The sequence below is a fragment of the Parafrankia elaeagni genome, from assembly GCF_000374165.1.
Lineage (GTDB): Bacteria > Actinomycetota > Actinomycetes > Frankiales > Frankiaceae > Parafrankia > Parafrankia elaeagni.
On record NZ_KB893683.1, the window covers coordinates 67826 to 85521 of the forward strand.

Sequence of the window (17696 nt, forward strand, 5' to 3'; positions counted from 1 at the left end):
CCGGCGGCCGCCGGCCGCTCCGCCCGACGGCGAGTCGGGCGGACCGGGTGTGCCAGGCCCAGTTCGACACTTCGTAGGATCGGACACCGTGGGAAAGAAGAGTGTCGCGCGTAACGCCCGTCTGGATCAGCTCCGTCAGGAGCAGCGGCGGAAGGAACGCCAGCGCGCCCTGCTGATCTACGGGACGTCCGGCTTCGTGGCCATCGCGATCCTCGCCGGGATCATCGTCTACAGCGTCATCGACAACCGGTCGAAGAGCGAGGAACGCAGGGTCGGCTATGTGGAGGCGGCCAGCCCCGCGGCGACGGCCGCCGGCTGCACCGGCATCCGCAACGACGAGTCGCGGGGCAACACCCACGTCGGGACGACGGAGACCGTCGACTACCAGGACATCCCGCCGTCGTCCGGCAGCCACGACGCGGACCCGCTGCCCGACGCGATCCGCTTCTACAACCCCGACTCGGGCATCCGCGTCGAGCGGGCCGTCCACAACCTGGAGCACGGCTTCGTCGTCGCCTGGTACGACAGCGAGCTGCCCGACGACCAGGTCGAGACGCTGCGCACCGTGGCCAACGACGCCGGCAACCGCTTCATCGCGGTGCCCTGGACACGCGAGGCGTTCGCCGCCAACCAGCACTTCGTTCTCACCGGCTGGGACCGGACGCAGCGCTGCACCAGCGTCTCCGCGGACGTGGTGCAGGAGTTCGTCACGAAGTGGGCGAACCCGCCGGCGGAGGGCGCGACCTGGGACTCACCCACCGCGTCGGAGTCCGGCCTGGCCGGCGGCACGCTGGACGTCACCGCGGACGGCCCCCTCGACGCGGCCGCTGCCGGCGGCATCGCGCCCGGCGCCGGGACGATGGACACCACGCCGCCCAGCCCGGGCGGCGCCACGGACGGCACCGGTACGCCGGGGGCGGACGGGGGCACCGCGCCGAACCCGGCCGACGACCCGGCCGCCCGCTGACCGGATCGCCCGGCACCGGGGTCAGGAGTCCGGGGACGTCCCGGTGCGGATCGGCATGAGCAGGTAGCGGTAGTCCTCCCCGTCGTCCTTGCCGGTCAGGACGGCGGGCTTGCTGGAGGCGATCGTCGGGTCCGCCGTGGCGAACCCGACGATCGCCTCGTCCCCCTCGACCGCGGCCAGGCCGTCGAGCAGGAACGCGGGGTTGAACAGCACCGACAGCTCGGGGCCGGAGTACTCGACCGGCACCAGCTCGCTGGCCTGCGCACCGCCGCCGTCACCGGCCTCGGCGACGACCTGACCGGCTGAGAAGGTGAACCGCAGCGGCGCCGTCCTGGTGGCCACCAGCGCGACCCTGCGCACCGCCGCGGCGAGCACCGCCGTCTGTGCCGTGACCGTGAGCTCCGACTCCTCCGGCAGCAGCCGGCGGTAGTTCGGGAACGTCCCGTCCAGCAGCCGCATGATCGTCTGTCGGCCGTTGACCGACAGGCCGAACCGGGCGACGCCGCTGTCGTCGGTGCCCATCCCGAGCGCGATCCGCGACGCGGTGGTCGGCAGCCGGGCGAGGTCGGCGAGCAGCCGGGCCGGCACATGCGCGACGGCCTCCGGGTCGTCCACCGTGGGCTGCCACGGGATCGTGCGCACGGCGAGCCGGTAGCGGTCGGTGGCGACCAGGGTCAGCCCGCCGCGGGCGATCTCCAGGCGCACGGCGGTGAGCACCGCGAGGGCGTCGTCCCGTCCGGCGGCCGGGGCGACCTGCGCCACGGCCGCGGCGAAGCCGAGGGTGTCGACCTCGCCGAGCGGTGGCGGGAACTCCGGGAGCGCCGGGTAGTCCTCCGCGTCCAGCGTGGGGATGCGGAACCTGGCGGCGCCACACTCGATGATCATTCTGGCCTCGGTAGCATCCACGACGACCGGGGCATCGGGCAGATTGCGCACGACGTCGGCCAGCAGCCGGCCCGGCACGACCGCCCGGCCGGCCTCGGTGACGACGGCCTCGACGGGTGCCCGGGCCGCCACCTCCCCGTCGAAGGCCGAGACGGTCAGCGCCGGAACAGGGCCCGCCGTGCCCGGCGCCGGCAGCGCCGCCTCCAGCAGCAGGCCGGTCAGCACCTGGTGGGAACCGCCTGCCGGCTTCGGCACGTAGCGGGCGGCCCAGCCCGTCACGTCGGCGAGTACGTCGCGTTCCACGCTGAACCTCATGCTGGGATTGTCCCGCTGGTCAACGCGGAATCTGCGCATTCCGCGAACGCCCGCTCCCGCCGTGCCGCCGCCCACCCCCGCCGGGACACCCACACATCGGCGCGTGGACGCGCGCGGCCGGCCCCGCGCGTCCCGGCCGACGGTCACGAAGCCCGCTGGCCGGCTCCGCCGCGGACCTGCCCGCGGCTGTCCGGCAGGCCCCCGCGCGACGCCGCGGGAACGGTCCCCGCCCGCCATACCACGCGGGGACCGTCGTTTCCGTGACTGCGCAGGATAGCCACGACACAATGAGAAGAAGCATCCCTGAGCACTTTCGGGCGTTCGCCGACACCACCTTCGAACAGGAGGTATAGGCGGGTCTATCGTCCGGTGGCAGTGCCGTTCGAACAGTTGGTTCCTGTGGGGGGAAGCCGTGGCAACAGAACATGTCAGTACCGTGCCGGCACGATCGGTGCCGGGCATCGCCGGAGGCGGACCCGGCGGGCACAATCCCGCGCTGGACGGGTTGCGCGCGATCGCCGTGCTGACCGTGTTCTTCCACCACATGGACCTGGTTCCGGGCGGCTACCTGGGTGTCGACCTCTTCCTGGTACTCAGCGGCTTCCTCATCACCGGGCTGCTGCTGGCCGAACACGACCGCGAGGGCTGGATCTCGCTGCGCGCCTTCTGGGCGCGCCGCGCATTCCGGCTCCTCCCGGCCTTCTACATCTTTGTAGCGGCCGGGATCCCGCTCGTCCTGATCGTCAAGGGTGCCGACGATCAATGGCAGTTCCTGCGCAACGCCCTTGCCGCCGTCTTCTACGTCGCAAATATCCAGCGAGCATTGAATCCGCCCGACAGCGGCGCATGGTTCGGGCATGTGTGGACGCTGTCACTGGAGGAGCAGTTCTACCTGGTCTGGCCGGTGGCGCTGGTGCTGATCTGCCGCAGTCGCCGGCTGCGCAACCGCCTGCCCGAGATCCTGGTCAGCGCGGTGCTCCTGGTACTGATCTGGCGCGAGGTCCTGATCTCCGCCGGCGTGTCGAACCTGCGCATCTACTACGCCCCGGACACCCGTGTCGACGCACTGCTCGTCGGCTGCCTGCTCGCCGTCTGGCGCTACGAGGCGGCGCGCGGCACCGTCACCCGGCGGCTCGGGACGCCGCTGCTGGAACGGGTCGCCCGGTTCGGGCCGGCCGGCCTGCTGGCGGTCGTGGTCCTCTTCGCCGTCGGCCCCGATCTGACGGGCCCGCCGACCTGGCTGGCCCGCGGCGGGTACCTGCTCGTCGCGGCCCTTGCCGCGGTCGCGATTCTCGGCGCCGACCAGCGCCGCCCGGGGTGGTACTACCGTGCCCTCAGCTGCGCTCCCGCGTCCTGGGTCGGCCGGATCTCCTACAGCCTCTATCTGTGGCACTTCCCCGTGACAGGGGTCGCCAACGACTCGTTGGTCCCGCGCTTCGGCCGGATCCCCTCGGCCGGTGCCGCACTGGTCGTCAGCCTGGGGCTGGCCTCCGCCTCCTACTACCTGGTCGAACGCCCCGTCCAGCGCCGGCGCCCCGCCTGGGTGAACGCCCGCGGGACGTCCGCGAGCCGGCTCCGCCCCGCCTTCGCGGGCGGCGAGGTGGCCGGTCCGATCGGGGTGACGACCAGCGCGGCCGGGGCACCCGGCATGGCGAGCGGGCCTGGTGGGAGCAGCATCGCGAGCCCGGCCGGGGTGCCGGGCGGCGGAGGCACGGCAGGAATGGCGGGCACGGCGGGCACGGCGGGGCCGGCCGGCTCCGCGAGACCAGCGTCGCGCCCCGGCGCCGGTGCCTGATCCTGCTGGTACCGGCCTGGTCCGGAGACGCGGCGTCTGCCCTACTATGAGCGGCCGCGCCGCCACTGGTAGCCAGACCGCTTCGTTGTGCATCCGTTCGCCGTCACGGGCTCGCCCGCTGCGCAGCAGGAGGCCACGGTCGATCTCGGGCCGACACAGGTGGCAGGCGCGGACGTCGCTGCTCCTCCGCGACGCCTCTGACCCCCGTGTCCAAGGAGTGGCCGGCGTGCCCGACGACAGCGCCCCCGCAGACGAAGCCGACGGGCGCCCACGGCAGGACGGTGGTGCCACCGCCGCCCGCGCGGTGGGCGAACCCGACCCGCTCGCCGACCCGTTCGCCGGCCTGGTCCTGGACGAGGCCTTCGTCTCGGCGGCGACGCGCTACGAGGCCCCCGCCCGGACCAGACAGGCCGTCGCCCGCTTCGCCCCACTCGAGGACGAGCGAGCCTGGCGCGGCTCCGGGCCGCGCCGGGGGCGCCGCGGCGCGGCCCGGCGGGCCGCCCGCACCGCCGCAGCCGCATCGCGGCGTGCCGTGCCGCCCGGGCCGGCAGCACGGGACCTCGGCTCACCCGCGCACTCCCGCGGGTATTTGATCCTGGCGATCGTCTGCCTGCTCCTGCTCGCGGGACTCCTCTACGGCTTCGGCCGCCCGATGGCCGACGACCCGCCACGCACCACCATCACCACCGGCAGCAGCGCTCCGCCCGGCGGCTCGCCCGCGGCGGCCGGCGACGGCGACCTCGGACCCGATCTGAGCCTCCCCCAGGCCCAGTGGCGAGCCGGTCGGTGCTACAGCTGGATCCAGTCCGCTCCCGCGTCCCCCGTCGACGACGTGCCCTGCGCCGGCCAGCACCTTTTCGAGGCGGTCGGGCCCCTCGACATCTCCCCCGCCTTTCCCGACAACCACCATTTCCCGTCCCGGGCGGAGTGGGAGGCCATCGCGCACACCCACTGCGGCCCCGTCATCACGGCCTATCTCGGCTACCCGCTGGATCCCTTCGGCAGGTTCGTCGACGACATCATCAGACCGAGCCGGGCAGGTTGGGACGGCGGCGACCGGATCATCGTCTGCGGGCTGGCGGCAGCCGGCACCACAGCGGACGACGACGGCTGGTCTCCGCCGTTCGAGGGCACTGTCCGCGGTGCCGACCAGGCACACGCCCACCCACCGGGCACCTGCTTCCGGGGCGGTGACGGGTCGTCGACGGTGGCCCCGTGCGACAGCCCACACCACGCGCAGAGCGTCGGAAGCGCCCGGCTGCCGGACACCGCCGACGGCCAGCCGCCCTCGTCAACGGTGTTCTCCGAACTGGCGGCCGCCGCCTGTGCCGCCTCGACCGCGCCCTATCTGGGCCCGGGCCCGGCCGGCGCGGTCTTCCAGGAGAGCTGGCATCTCATCCGCCCGGAGAGCTGGCGGGCGGGAACCCGCACGACGACCTGCACCGTGCGGCTCGTGGACGCGAACGGCCAGCTCCAGGAGATGAGCGGGCTACTCGCCCCGGCCGGCGAACGTGAGGCAGCCGGGGTCGCCGTGTGACCACGCCCGGCCCTTCGTTCACCCGCCGGACGGACGAACGATGGCACCTGTTTCCCGGCATCTGTTACCAAAGTAACAGCAATCGGGAGACAAGCCCTTTTGGCAGCAGCAACTCGGAAGCATCTGACACAGTTCAGTCTCGCGCCCTATCAGCACCACAGCCACACAACAACACGGCCACTTCGAAAGCTCACCAGAGAGTGATCGATCGTGCCTCGGGCCTGGCCCTGAACAGCACGCCTGCCCTCTACACCCTGGCGTCCCACGGCCGGAACCCGGCCCCAAGGGCGCTCCCGCACCCAGGAGGAAACCGCTGGTGAGTCGTCGTCCCCGACCTCATCAGCCTTCGGTGGACAGCGGCGCCGCCCTCACTCCGGACGGCACGGCACAGCACCAGCGAGCGACGGCGTCAACTCCCTCCGCGACGCGTGGCACCACCGAGACCCCACCGCGCGGCGGAGGGCGCCATCGCCGACCGCGGAACGGGCGCCCGGCGAGCACTTCCCGGAACGCCGGTGGATCCGTCGCGCAGGCTTCGGCCACCGGATCAACTCCGACCGCCGGGACCAGCGCGGTCGCGGCGACGGCGGTGTTCGGAGCGATCCCGCCCGGTGGCTCCCCTACTGCCCTGACCGCGGAACTGCCGGCCGTGCCGGCCGCCCCTCGCGGCAGCGCGGGCAGCACCGGCGGGGCCAGCGGCTCAGGCAAGGGCGGTCGATCGGGCAACGCCGGCCGACCGAGCAAGAGCGGCCGGTCAGGCAGGTCGGCGGGTGGCGCGGGCGCGGCGCGTAACCGCGCGACGCAGCGCGGCCGGCGGGCGGGTCTGGTGCGCACCGCGGCGCTGCCGACCGCCGTCACCGCCAGCCTGCTGTTCTTCTGCACCGCCGCCACCCCCGACACCGGCAGAAACCCCGGCGACCTCGACACCGTCACCGCCCCCCTACGCCCCGGCGACTGGCCCATGCCCGACCTCATCCGCAACACCCCACCCGAACCCGACCCCACCACCCTCACCACCGACGACCTCGCCGAAGACGCCACCTCCCCCNCCGACCAGCCCACCACCCCCATCACCCTCACCGCCNCCGCCCGCACCATCCCCGCCCAACTCCTCNCCGCCTACCANCAGGCCGCCCGCACCCTCGCCGACACCACCCCCGGCTGCCACCTCCCCTGGGAACTCCTCGCCGCCATCGGCAAAGTCGAATCCGGCCACGCCCAGGGCCGCCCCATCACCACCGACGGCACCATCACCCGCCCCATCCTCGGCCCACCCCTCAACGGCACCGCCGGCGTCGCCCTCATCCGCGACACCGACAACGGCACCCTCGACCACGACACCACCNACGACCGCGCCGTCGGCCCCATGCAGTTCATCCCCACCACCTGGGCCACCNCCGGCCGCGACGGCAACAACGACGGCCGNAAGAACCCCCACAACATCCACGACGCCGACCTCGCCGCCGGCCACTACCTCTGCGCCCGCGACCGCGACCTCACCAACCCCNCCGACCTGCGCGCCGCGATCCTGTCCTACAACCCCTCCGACGCCTACGTCCGCACCGTCCTGACCTGGCTCGCCGGCTACCGCCAGGGCGGCGCCACCCCCCAGACAGGCACCGGCACCAGCGGCACCGGCACGACCAGCGAGGACGCCGACGACCCGCTCACCATCGTTCCGTTGACCCCGACCGGGCAGACTCCCGGAACGGGCGAGCCGGGCACGACACCGGCACCGGGTGCGGCACCGTCGCTGGCGCCGGTCCCGGAGCTGACGCCCGACCCGGACGGGTGCGACCCGCTGCGCCCCGCCGACCTCGGGGTCGTCCTCACCGATCTCGACCCGGCCGCCCCCGGCGCCGAGGCACTCGATCTGACCACTTCGCGCCTGCCCTGGCGCGCCACCACCGTCACCGTCGAGGCGACCGCGGCCACCATCGGGAACCAGAAGATCACGACAAGCTGGACGACGCTGCAGGCCGGGGACGGCACCGCGGTACCCGCGCTCCTCGCCCGGATCCCGGGCGCCAACCTCGCCGCCGCGACGCTGCCCGAGGACGCCATCCTCGTGACGCTGACGGTCAGCCCGGCGGACCAGCACTGCCCGGCACAGCTGCGGGTCCGGATCAGCAACGTGCCACCCCGCGCCTTCGCCGCCGCGCCGACCGACCTGACACCGATCTCGCCGGTGCCGCTCACGCCGGCGCCGACGACCCCGGCCGGCACAACGCCGCCCAGCACGACGCCACCGGGTACGACGCCGCCGAGTGCAACGCCACCGGCCACCACCCCGCCCGCCACGGTCCCGCCCAGGACGACCCCGCCCACGACGCCGACCAGCACCCCGCCACCGGCCAGCACGCCGCCGGGGTCGCCGACCACCCCCGGCACGGCACCGTCAAGCCGGCCGCCGGCCAGCACGGCGCCGCCAACCGCCCCTCCCGCCACCAGCACGACCCAGAGCAGCAGCCCGACCAGCAGCCCGACCAGCAACGCACCCGCTGCCGACACCAGTACCCCGGCCGGCACGACGCCTTCCGGCACGTCGACCGCGACGCCCCCGGCGGCCGGCGGCGCCTGACCGGACGTCCGGCCCAAGGGCCTCCGATCGAGGTACCGAAACCCACCCGCAGGGGGCGAGGCGGGGGCCACACTGTGATCGTGGCGACGACTGCCCACCAGGCCCTCGACACAGTGACGGTGCGGGCCTTCGCCGCGCTCCGGATCCTGCATGTCGCCTATCTCGTGGGCTACGTGGTCGTCTGGCGCTCCTGGTACACCACCCATCCGGCCGGCCTCGCCGCAGCGGTCGCCCTGGCGGTCTGGGGTGTGCTCTTCGCCCTGGTCGTTCTCACCCTCGGACGGCTGCCCCGGCTGCTGGTGGCCGGCAACGTGCTGCTCGCCGCCGCGGTCAGCGCGGGAGCGGCGCTGTGTCTGCCGGCGCAGTCGGCCGGAGGCACCGGTACCTGGGTGTTCTCCGCCGCCACCCACGCCGCGGTGGTCGCGGCCTGGGCCTGCCGCCGCCGCGCGTTCACCGGGGTGGTCGTGCTGCTGGTCACCGCGTTCCTCACCGGCGGGGCCGCCGCCCAGGTGACGCTGGACAGCCAGGCCGCCGGGACCAACCAGACCCCGCTGGTGCGGGCTCTGATCTCCGCTGTGCTGCTGGTCGGCATCGCCGCCCTCTTCCGGATGGCGATCGTGCGGCTGGGCGTGATCGCGTCCGACGCCGACACGAGGCTCGGCACCGCCGCGGCCGAGCGGCAGGCGGCGGACGTCACGGCGGCCCGCCGGCGGGACCGGCGCGAACGAGAACGGATGCTGCACGACACCGTCCTGAACACGCTGACCGGCATCGCATGGGGCGGCGGCGCCCGGGACCGTCCCGGGACCGTGCTCACCGCCGAGCAGTGCCGCTACGCGATCGACGCCGTCCGCACCATGCTCGACGGCACCACTGCCGCCACCCGTGACCTGACCGGGCCGATGCTCCGGGTGGTCGCCGTCGCGCGGTCTCGCGGCCTGCGGGTGGACGTCCCGCCGCTGCCCGCGACGGACCTGCCGGCGGAGGTCGTCCGCGCGCTGGCCGGGGCGGCGCAGGAGCTGCTCGCCAACGTCCGCCGGCATGCCGGGACGGACCAGGCCACACTCGCCGTCACCGTGGGTCCCGGTCCCGGTCCCGGTCGCGGTCCCGGTCCCGGTCGCGGTCGCGGTCGCGGGGTGCGGGTCGTCGTCGCGGACAGAGGCCGGGGGTTCCTCGCTCAGGATGTTCCCGCGGACCGGCTCGGCCTGGCCCGGTCGGTCCATGCCCGGCTGGCCGAGGTCGGCGGGCAGGCCACCATCCGTTCGGAGCCCGGTCAGGGCACCACTGCCGAGCTGACCTGGGCCTCCGCCGGGGCCGGCCTGACCGCCCTGACCGCGTCCGCCGGGGGTGCCGAGCCGCCCGTACCACCGGCGAGGGCGGAGCCCGCTGCGCAGGTCGGGCCGGGCGCAGGCGCGGAACCGGTCGGACGGGCGGTGCCATCACCCGGCTGGGTGCCTTCCGGTACCTCCGCCGCCGAGCTGCGGGACTCCTACGCGGCGGGGCTGCGCCGCACGGTCGCCGTCGCGGCGGCGATCTGGTTCGGCTGCACCGCCGTCGTGCTGGTCGCGACCCTGCCGAGTTCCCGGTCGGTGGTCCTCTCCGTGAGCTGTTGGTGCGGGATGGCCCTGCTCGTCGCCGTCGCGGCCGGGATGTCACGCCGCCGCCCGCTGCGCCGCCGCGAGGCCCTCCTCATCGTCGCGCTGGGCCTGGCGATCACCGTTGTGGTCGGGCTCGGCACCGTGCCGACCTGGCACGGGACGTCCACGGGCGGCCCGCCCAGCCGGATCAACGCCTGGCCCGTGCTCGTGCTGCCGGTGCTGCTGGCGCTCCTCGCGGTGTCACGCCTGTTCGTCGCCTGGCTGGTGGCGATCGCCGCCACGATCGCCGTGCTCGGCGTGCTGGTGCTGACCGGAGCGGACGCCGGCGGCGGGCCCGCCACTGCCACCGGCTCCGGTGGTACCGGCTCCGGTGGTACCGGGCCGCTGGCCCTCGCCCAGCTCCTGGCCGCGACGAACGGCCAGGTCGCCTTGCAGATCATGGTGGCGATGGGCGGGCCGGTGCTGCGACGCACGGCCGACCAGGTGGCCCGGGCCCTCGAGGAGGAGACCGCCCGTGCCGCGCTCGAGCAGTCCGAACGGGCGGTGCAGGCCGACCGGGAACGCGGTCTCGCCACGATCCAGCAGGAGGTGCTGCCGATGCTGGAGGCGGTCGCCGACGGTCTGCTCGACCCGCGGGACCAGGCAGTGCGGGACCGCTGTGCCCGGCACGCCGCAGCGATCCGCCGGACGCTCGTCTCGGGCGCCGCGGGCGCGCTGGGCACACTCGCGCCCGCTGTCGTCGGCGCCCGGGCGCACGGGCTGGAGGTGGAGGTCCGAGTCGTCGGCGAGCCGCGGCACATCCCGCCGGCGGTCCGCGAACGGCTCGCCGAGGTGCTGCCCGGGATGCTGTGGGACGCCTCCGCCGCGGGGGCGGGCGAGGCGGTGCTGACCCTGATCGGCGAACCGGCCGGCGGGCAGCTGTTCCTCACCTACCGGAGGGCGGCCGGCCCCGCCGGCCCCCCCGGCCCCGCGCCGGCGACCCACCTCGCCGCCGGCGGCGAGGTGGCGGACGCGGAGATCCTCACGATCAGCACGGACGTCGAGGACGACCAGACGTGTGTCGAGATCGACTGGTCCGCGGTCGACGAGCACGCCGGACCACCCTGACCCCACCTGACCCGACCTGCCCGACGGGGACGGCCCGAACTGCGGACCGCCCCGGTCGGGCGGACGTCAGCTGACGGGTCAGGGGGTGGGGTCAGGTGGTGGGGTCAGGTGCCGATCAGGCGCGGTCGGAGCTGAAGCGGACGGCCCCGGCCCGCAGGACCGCGCCCGGGAACACCCGGGCACCGGCACGCAGCTCGTTGCCCGGCTCGATCACGGCCTCGTCCCCGATGACCACGTTCTCCAGGACGACACCGTTGCCGATCACCGCGTCACGCCCGACGACGCTGTCGCGGATGTAGGCACCGGCACCGACGGACGCCCGGTCGAACAGGACCGAGCCGTCGATGCGGGCGCCGGTGCCGATCGTGGCGCCCGCGCCGATCGTGGAGCCACCGCCGATCTTCGCGTCGGTGGCGACCGTGGAGCCGGGCAGCACCAGGCGGTCACCGACCGGCCCGGGCAGCGCCGAGGACGGCATCCGCCCGGTGACCAGGTCCCGCGAGCCGCGGACGAACGCCGCCGGCGTCCCCAGGTCGAGCCAGTAGGTGTCGTCCGGGTAGCCGACGACGGGCACCCCGGAGGCGAGCAGCGAGGGGAAGGTCTCCCGTTCGACCGACACGGGGCGGCCGGCGGGAATGGAATCGATGACGGACCGGCTGAACACGTAGCAGCCGGCGTTGATGAGGTTGGTGGGCGGGTCGGGGGTCTTCTCCAGGAAGGCGGTCACCCGGCCGTCGCCGTCCGTCGGGACGACGCCGAACGCCCGGGGGTCGTCCACCCGCGTCAGATGCAGCGTGACGGCTGCTCCGGAGCTGGTGTGCCGGGCGACGAGGGCACGGATGTCGAGGCCGGAGAGGATGTCGCCGTTGAAGATGACCACGGGTTCGTCGGTGCCGGCGTGCAGGCGCTCCGCGACGTTGCGGATGGCCCCTCCGGTGCCCAGTGGTTCGGTTTCGGTGACGTATTCGAGTTCCAGGCCGTGGCGGGAGCCGTCGCCGAAGTACTCCTCGAAGACCTCCGCCCGGTAGGAGGTGGCGAGTACCACCCGAGTAATTCCCGCGTCGCGGGCACGGGCGAGCATGTGGGCCGTCACCGGCACGCCGGCGACCGGCAACATCGGCTTCGGCGCCGACATCGTCAACGGGCGGAGACGGGTTCCCTGCCCGCCGACCAGCATCACTGCGTCCATGATTCGTCAGTGTCGCAGAGCAGGTGAGACCGGTTGCGCACACCTGTCCGGGAAGTCGCGCCCCTCAACAAGAGGCCACAAGCCGCACACGCACGACTTATAAAGCGTTTACTTTTCGTGACGGATATCTGATAGCTGGGTAAGCGGACGCCTCGGCCCCGCTCAGTGCAGGCGGCGTGCCGAGGTGAGCAGCTCGGCGGACCGGGTGGCCCGCGCCCCGGCACTGTCCCGGGCGAAGGCCAGCGCGAGCGCCAGCCGCCCGCCGAGGCCGACCGTCAGCGCGGCCCGCAGCGGCAGGTACCCCGGACCGGGGTACTGGCGACTCAGGTAGCGGATCATGCTCCGGTGGTGGGCGACGACCATCCGCCGCGACGACCGCCTGGTGGAGTGCCCGCCCAGGTGCTCGACAACGGCCGACGGGACGTAGACCAGCTGGCTGCCGGTCAGGCCGATGCGCCGGCCCAGGTCGACATCCTCCATGAACATGAAGTACGACTCGTCGAAGCCGCCGACGGACTCGAACACGTCGCGCCGCAGCAGCTGGCAGGAACCGGAGAGCCACCCGGCGGTCATCTCCCGGGGCGCGCCGCGCTCGCGGCGGTACGACGCCGTCCAGGGATTGGTCGGCCAGCACCAGCCGAACAGCGCGTGGCCGATGCCGCGCCCCAGCGACGGCAGGTCACGGGCGGACGGGTAGAGCGCCCCGTCCGGATTGGTGATGCCGGGGCCGAAGGCGCCACCGCCCGGCCAGCGGTCCGCGGCCGCGATCAGCTCGTCCAGGCTCCCGGGCGACAGGGCGATGTCGGCGTTGGCGACGAGCAGCCACGGGGCCGAGGCACCGGCCGCGCCGCGGTTGACACCGGCGCCGTACCCGAGGTTGCGGCCCGGGCACAGCAGGGTCACCTCCGGGCGCTCACCCGCGGCGCGGGTGCCGACATCCACCTGCGGCGAGTTGTCGACCACCACGACCTCGTAGGGGCGGGTGGTCGACTTCGCCAACGTGTCCAGAAAGGTGCCAATGACCTCTCCGGACCGGAAGGTGACGACGACGACCCGGATCTCCGGCTTCTCCACCGGAAGACCGTAGCGCGCCTCAGGCGTCGGCCACCGCACGGGCATAGCTGGCCAGGTGAGCCTCGGCCGAAGCGGCCCAGGTGAACTCGTGGGAGCGGGCCAGACCGGCCGAGGCCAGCTGCGCGCGGCGCTCCGCGTCGTCGAGCAGGGCACCCATCTCGCGGGCGATGGCGTCGCAGTCCGGCTGGGTGTAGGCGACCGCGTCGCCCCCCACCTCCGGCAGCGACAGCCGCGGCGTGGTCAGGACCGGGGCACCGCAGGCCATCGCCTCCAGCACCGGCAGGCCGAAGCCCTCGCCGTGCGAGGGGTAGGCCACCAGCTCGGAGCCGCCCAGGTAGCCGGGCAGGTCGGAGAAGCGCAGGTAACCCGGCCGGATCACGCGCAGGTGGCTCGGCACCGAGGCGACGGCCGCGTCGACGTCGTCGTCCCAGCCGGAGCCGCCCGCGAGCACGAGGGCCGGCGGCTCGTCCCGCCAGTGCACCGCCTCCGCCCAGCCACGGATGAGGTTCGGGACGTTCTTCCGCGGCTCCAGCATGCCCAGGAAGGCCACGTAGCGGGTGTTGCCGAGACCGAGCCGCAGCCGCACCCGCCGCCGGTCCTCCTCCGTCGGAGGGTGGAACGTGCTGGTGTCGACGCCGTGATAGGCGACGTCGGTGGTGGTCGGGTCGCCTTCCAGGACGCGGACGAGTTCGTCACGGGTCGCCTTGGACGGGACGATGATGCGGTTCGCCCGGCGCACCGCCGTACGCATCGCCGACCGGAAGAAGGTTCCCTTCACCGCCGTGTGCATCTCCGGCTCGGTGAAGAACGTGACGTCATGGATTGTCACGCATACCGGCCGTTGCGCCCGCAGCGGCATCGTGTAGTGCGGCGAGTGGATGACCTCGGCATTCACCTGCTCCGCCACCAGCGGAAGCCCGGTCTGTTCCCACGCCAGCCGCGCCGGTCGGTGGGCGATGGCCGCCGGGCCCGACAGGACGGTCGCCTGCGGCGCCATCCGACTGTAGCGTTCCTCGTCCGATCGCTGACATACCAGCGCCATGTCGGCGCCGGCCGCGCCCAGGGCGGCGACGAGCCCGTCGACATACCGCCCGACGCCACCGCGGTCAGCCGGGACCGAAGTCGCATCAACGAGCACCCGGGGTCCCACGGCGCTCCTTCCGAGACGTGCCGCCTGATTCAGTGTGGCCGCTTGCTTCTCAACGGGGGCAACACTACGCCCGCCCGTCGTCCGCGACGGACACGGCAGGGGAGCCGCTGATTCGACGGTAGAGCTCCCAGCACGATCGCGCCGCCCCATTCCAGGTATATCCCGCCGCACGGACCGGACCTGAACGCGACAAACGACTGTGTAGCCGGGGATTCTGGACGATACGCGCCAGCGCCTCGGCAAAGCCGGCCGGATCACCGATCCGGGCCACCAGCGCGGCATCCCCGGCAACCTCGACCAGAGCCGGCGTGTCCGACACGACCACGGGCACCCCGTGGGCCATGGCCTCGATGACCGGCAGCCCGAATCCCTCCGAGCGACTCGGCGCGAGCAGCACGGTCGCCCGGGAGAGCACGACCGCGAGATCTTCATCACTGATCCGCCCGAGACCACGGAACCGCCCGGACGCGGCAAGGTCGGCGAAACCACCCGTGCCCGCGGTCACAGCGCCGAGATCACCCCAGCCGGCCGCACCGACGTGCACCAGTGGGAGGTCCGGCGCCGACGGGTGCTGGATCGCCGCCAGCGCGGTGTCGAGGCCCTTGCGGGGCTCCATCGTCGCCAGCGTGAGCAGGTAGCCCCGTTCGGGCAGGCCCAGGCGGGCGGCCCTGCGCTCGGCGTCCGCCGGCACCCGCAGCACCGCCTCGGCGACCCCCTCACCGATCACGTGCAGCCGCTCCGGGTCGATCGGCAGGTGCCGGCGGACCTCCGCCGCGACGGCGTTCGTCGGGACGATCACCGCGTCCGCGTGCCGGGCGGCGCGCTCCCCCATCGCACGGTGCCAGCGCACGCCGTGCGGCGTCAGGGTCTCCGGGTGGGTCCAGGGCACCGCGTCGTGCAGCGTGACCACCAGGCGCCGCCGGCCCCGGCCCCGCCCGGCACCCGGCACCCGGTGCGGCAGGGCCCGGCGGGCCAGGAGGTGGTGCGGGGGCACGAGGAGCGTGGGGGCGTGGACGACATCCACCCCGATCGGGACGGGGCCCACATCACGCGCCCAGGCAGCGGCGAGCGCCCGGCGCGGCAGGCCCAGGCGCAGCGGCCCGAGGACACCCGGCACGGCTGCCGCGGCGGGGTCACGCCGCCACGCGCACCACCCGACGACGCCGTCCCCCGGCCGCGCGGCGCGGGCCAGGGCGGCGGCGAGCTCGGCGGAGTACCGGCCGGTACCTCCCGGCACCGGCGCGAGCAGCTGTTCGACCAGGAATCCGATCCGCACACGGGCCAGTGTCCCGCGCCCGGCCGGCCTGGCCGCCGCCACCCCGCGCGACCGGCACGGGACGCCCAGGCGGCGCGGCGTTTCTGGCCGCGGGGGCTACTGGTCCCGGCGGCTGGTGACGACGCCTGCCACGACCATGACCGCGCAGCAGCCGAGGCCCACCACGTGGCCCCAGCCGCGGTGGCCGAACTGGTCGAAGGCCGCGCCGAGCCCGAAGACGATCAGCGCGAACAGCAGGACGGTGAGGAACGCGGCCAGTACCTTCTGCGCGGGCGGCGCGCTCACGGCTGCCGCCGCCGGGCGTGCGTCAGCACCACGCTGCCGGTGGTGTCGGGCGCGCGGCGATCGGACAGCGCGACCAGCGGCGAGAGCGCCGCGGCCGCGTTCCAGCCGACCCGGCCGCCCTTGGCCGACAGGCCGAGGTAGAGCCGCTCCGCCCGCTCGGACCGGAACATGTACGTCTGGCGGACGACCTCCAGCCCGGCCGTGTCCAGCAGCTTCACCAGCCGCTCACCCGGATACGTGTGCTGGACGTGGTATTTCTCCCGGTGCCGGGCGAACAGGTCGGGCCAGCGCTCGGCCCGGGTCAGCGCGTCGGCGGACATCACCAGGTCGCCGCCGGGCCGCAGCACCCGCGCCATCTCGGCCAGCGCGGCCGGGCCGTCGTCGAAGTGCTCGATCGCGCAGACGGACATGACCACGTCGAACGTGGCGGGCGCGAAGGGCAGGCGCAGCGCGTCGCCCTCGACCAGGCCGGGGCGGTGCTTCAGGCGGCTTCCGAAGGCCAGCTTGTGCCGGGCGAGGTCCAGGCTCACCGCCCGGGCGCCGCGGCGGATCGCCTGACCGGCCCAGTAGCCGTCGCCGCCCGCGACGTCGAGCATCGTCCGGCCGTTCAGGTCGCCCGCCCAGGACAGCAGCGTCCCGACCTCGCGGCGGCGCATGACATGCACCTGATGGCCGGCGTAGGCAAGGGCATCGTCACGTAGGGGACTCATGGCGGACAGTTTGCCGTCAGGACGTCGTCAGCACGGCGTCGAGGTAGCGCTCCCAGGCGACGTCGGTGTCAGGCGGGCTCACCTTCGCGCGCAGCGCGGCGAGGACGCCGGGCTCGTACAGCCGCCGCAGCGCCGCGGCGAGCGCGGCCGGATCGTCCGGCGGGACGAGCAGACCGTCGACCCCGTCCCGGACCGAGGCGGCCAGCGTCCCGACGCTCGTCGCGACGACGGGCCGGCCGTGCAGGTGCGCGAGGTCGACGTTCTGCGAGGCCGTGCCGGCCCGGTAGGGCAGCACCAGCGCGTCGGCGGCGGCGAACAGCCCCGGGACGTCCTCGGCCGGCACGTAGCCGGGACGCAGCTCGACCCGCTCCGTCAGGCCCAGCTCCGCCACCAGGTCGCGGGTCGCCTCCACACCGCCCCAGAACTCCCCCGCCACGGTCAGCCCGACCTCCGCCGGCCCCTGCGCAAGCGCGCGCAGCAGCACGTCGAGGCCCTTGTACGGCCGGACCAGTCCGAAGAAGAGCAGCCGGTGGGCCGGGTTCGCCTCGCTGCCGGAGGCACCGGCTGACACCTCGGCCGGGAAATCCGCGGAAGCGGCGGCGCTGACGGCTCCGCCGCCGGCGGCGGAGCCGTCAGCGGACGGGCGCCACAGGTGCGGGGCCATCTCCGCGACCCGCACGGGGGCGCTGGCAAGCCGGCCGGCGAGCTCCGCCTGGGCCTCGGTGTGCACTAGGACGGCGGAGCAGCGGCGCAGCACGGCTGAGATCAGCGGCTCGTCGACCGACCGGCGCTCGTGCGGCAGCACGTTGTGGCACAGCGCGAGCACTGTGGGACCCCCACGCAGCCCGGCCAGGATCCCGAGGTAGGCGGGTGCCTGGATCGGGGTGACGACCACCAGCACGACCAGATCCACCGCCGGGCCGCGGCCGGAACCAGGACCGGGGCCGGGACCAGGGCCGGGACCGCGGCGGCGCAGCCGGCGGCCCAGGCGGAACCAGCTGTCGGGCCGGCGCCAGGACAGCGGGTAGGCGGTGGCGGCGAACGGCGTCCCCTCCGGGGTGTCGACGCGCTGGCGCCCCGGGTAGAGCCGCGCCGGGTACTGGTGGGACCAGGACTCGATCCGCACGTCGTGCCCACGCGCCGTCAGGCGGTGCGCCAGTTCGGTGGTGTGCTGGGCGATCCCGCCCTTGTACGGGTGCGTCGGCCCGACGATCGCGATGCGCATGG

Annotated in this window: 12 protein-coding genes; 4 read left to right on the forward strand and 8 right to left on the reverse strand. The window is 74.2% G+C overall.

The features are described 5' to 3' along the window. Positions 1-88: 88 nt before the first annotated feature. Positions 89-967 (forward strand): DUF3105 domain-containing protein, encoded by an 879-nt coding sequence (locus B207_RS32575; RefSeq protein ID WP_018635372.1) that lies wholly within the window; start codon positions 89-91, stop codon positions 965-967. 21 nt (positions 968-988) lie between these two features. On the opposite strand, the gene dnaN is transcribed toward B207_RS32575, so the two are convergent. Continuing rightward, positions 989-2167, reverse strand: a complete 1179-nt coding sequence (gene dnaN, locus B207_RS0104725) for a DNA polymerase III subunit beta (RefSeq protein ID WP_026310673.1) — start codon at positions 2165-2167, stop codon at positions 989-991. A 436-nt stretch (positions 2168-2603) separates the two neighbouring features. Here dnaN and B207_RS0104730 point away from each other — a divergent pair, with 436 nt between their 5' ends. The 3 genes from B207_RS0104730 to B207_RS0104750 all read left to right on the forward strand — a co-directional run bounded on the left by B207_RS0104730 (position 2604) and on the right by B207_RS0104750 (position 10785). Then, on the forward strand, positions 2604-3962 hold the full coding sequence (locus B207_RS0104730) for an acyltransferase family protein (RefSeq protein WP_230204836.1): 1359 nt from the start codon (positions 2604-2606) through the stop codon (positions 3960-3962). A 226-nt stretch (positions 3963-4188) separates the two neighbouring features. Beyond that, positions 4189-5499, forward strand: coding sequence for a septum formation family protein (locus B207_RS0104735; protein WP_018635375.1), 1311 nt, complete (start codon positions 4189-4191; stop codon positions 5497-5499). A 2661-nt stretch (positions 5500-8160) separates the two neighbouring features. After that, entirely contained in the window at positions 8161-10785 is a 2625-nt protein-coding gene (locus B207_RS0104750) for a sensor histidine kinase (RefSeq protein ID WP_154675147.1), read from the forward strand. A 115-nt stretch (positions 10786-10900) separates the two neighbouring features. Here the strand turns inward: B207_RS0104750 and manB are convergent, their stop codons facing one another. The 7 genes from manB to B207_RS0104785 all read right to left on the reverse strand — a co-directional run bounded on the left by manB (position 10901) and on the right by B207_RS0104785 (position 17694). Further along, positions 10901-11974, reverse strand: coding sequence for a mannose-1-phosphate guanylyltransferase (gene manB / locus B207_RS0104755; RefSeq protein ID WP_018635378.1), 1074 nt, complete (start codon positions 11972-11974; stop codon positions 10901-10903). 162 nt (positions 11975-12136) lie between these two features. Then, on the reverse strand, positions 12137-13093 hold the full coding sequence (locus B207_RS0104760) for a glycosyltransferase family 2 protein (RefSeq protein WP_018635379.1): 957 nt from the start codon (positions 13091-13093) through the stop codon (positions 12137-12139). Next, entirely contained in the window at positions 13068-14198 is a 1131-nt protein-coding gene (locus tag B207_RS0104765) for a glycosyltransferase family 4 protein (RefSeq protein ID WP_026310675.1), read from the reverse strand. Before B207_RS0104765 ends, B207_RS0104760 begins: the two co-directional genes overlap by 26 nt. A gap of 64 nt (positions 14199-14262) precedes the next feature. After that, entirely contained in the window at positions 14263-15474 is a 1212-nt protein-coding gene (locus tag B207_RS0104770) for a glycosyltransferase family 4 protein (protein ID WP_026310676.1), read from the reverse strand. Positions 15475-15570: 96 nt separating this feature from the next. Further along, positions 15571-15759 (reverse strand): hypothetical protein, encoded by a 189-nt coding sequence (locus B207_RS0104775; protein ID WP_018635382.1) that lies wholly within the window; start codon positions 15757-15759, stop codon positions 15571-15573. After that, positions 15756-16469 carry a class I SAM-dependent methyltransferase gene (locus B207_RS0104780; protein ID WP_026310677.1) on the reverse strand — a complete coding sequence of 238 codons (714 nt, stop codon included), beginning with the start codon at positions 16467-16469 and terminating at the stop codon, positions 15756-15758. Before B207_RS0104780 ends, B207_RS0104775 begins: the two co-directional genes overlap by 4 nt. Positions 16470-16485: 16 nt before the next feature. Beyond that, complete coding sequence (locus tag B207_RS0104785) at positions 16486-17694, reverse strand: glycosyltransferase (RefSeq protein WP_018635384.1); 1209 nt, start codon at positions 17692-17694, stop codon at positions 16486-16488. Between the last annotated feature and the right edge of the window lie 2 nt (positions 17695-17696).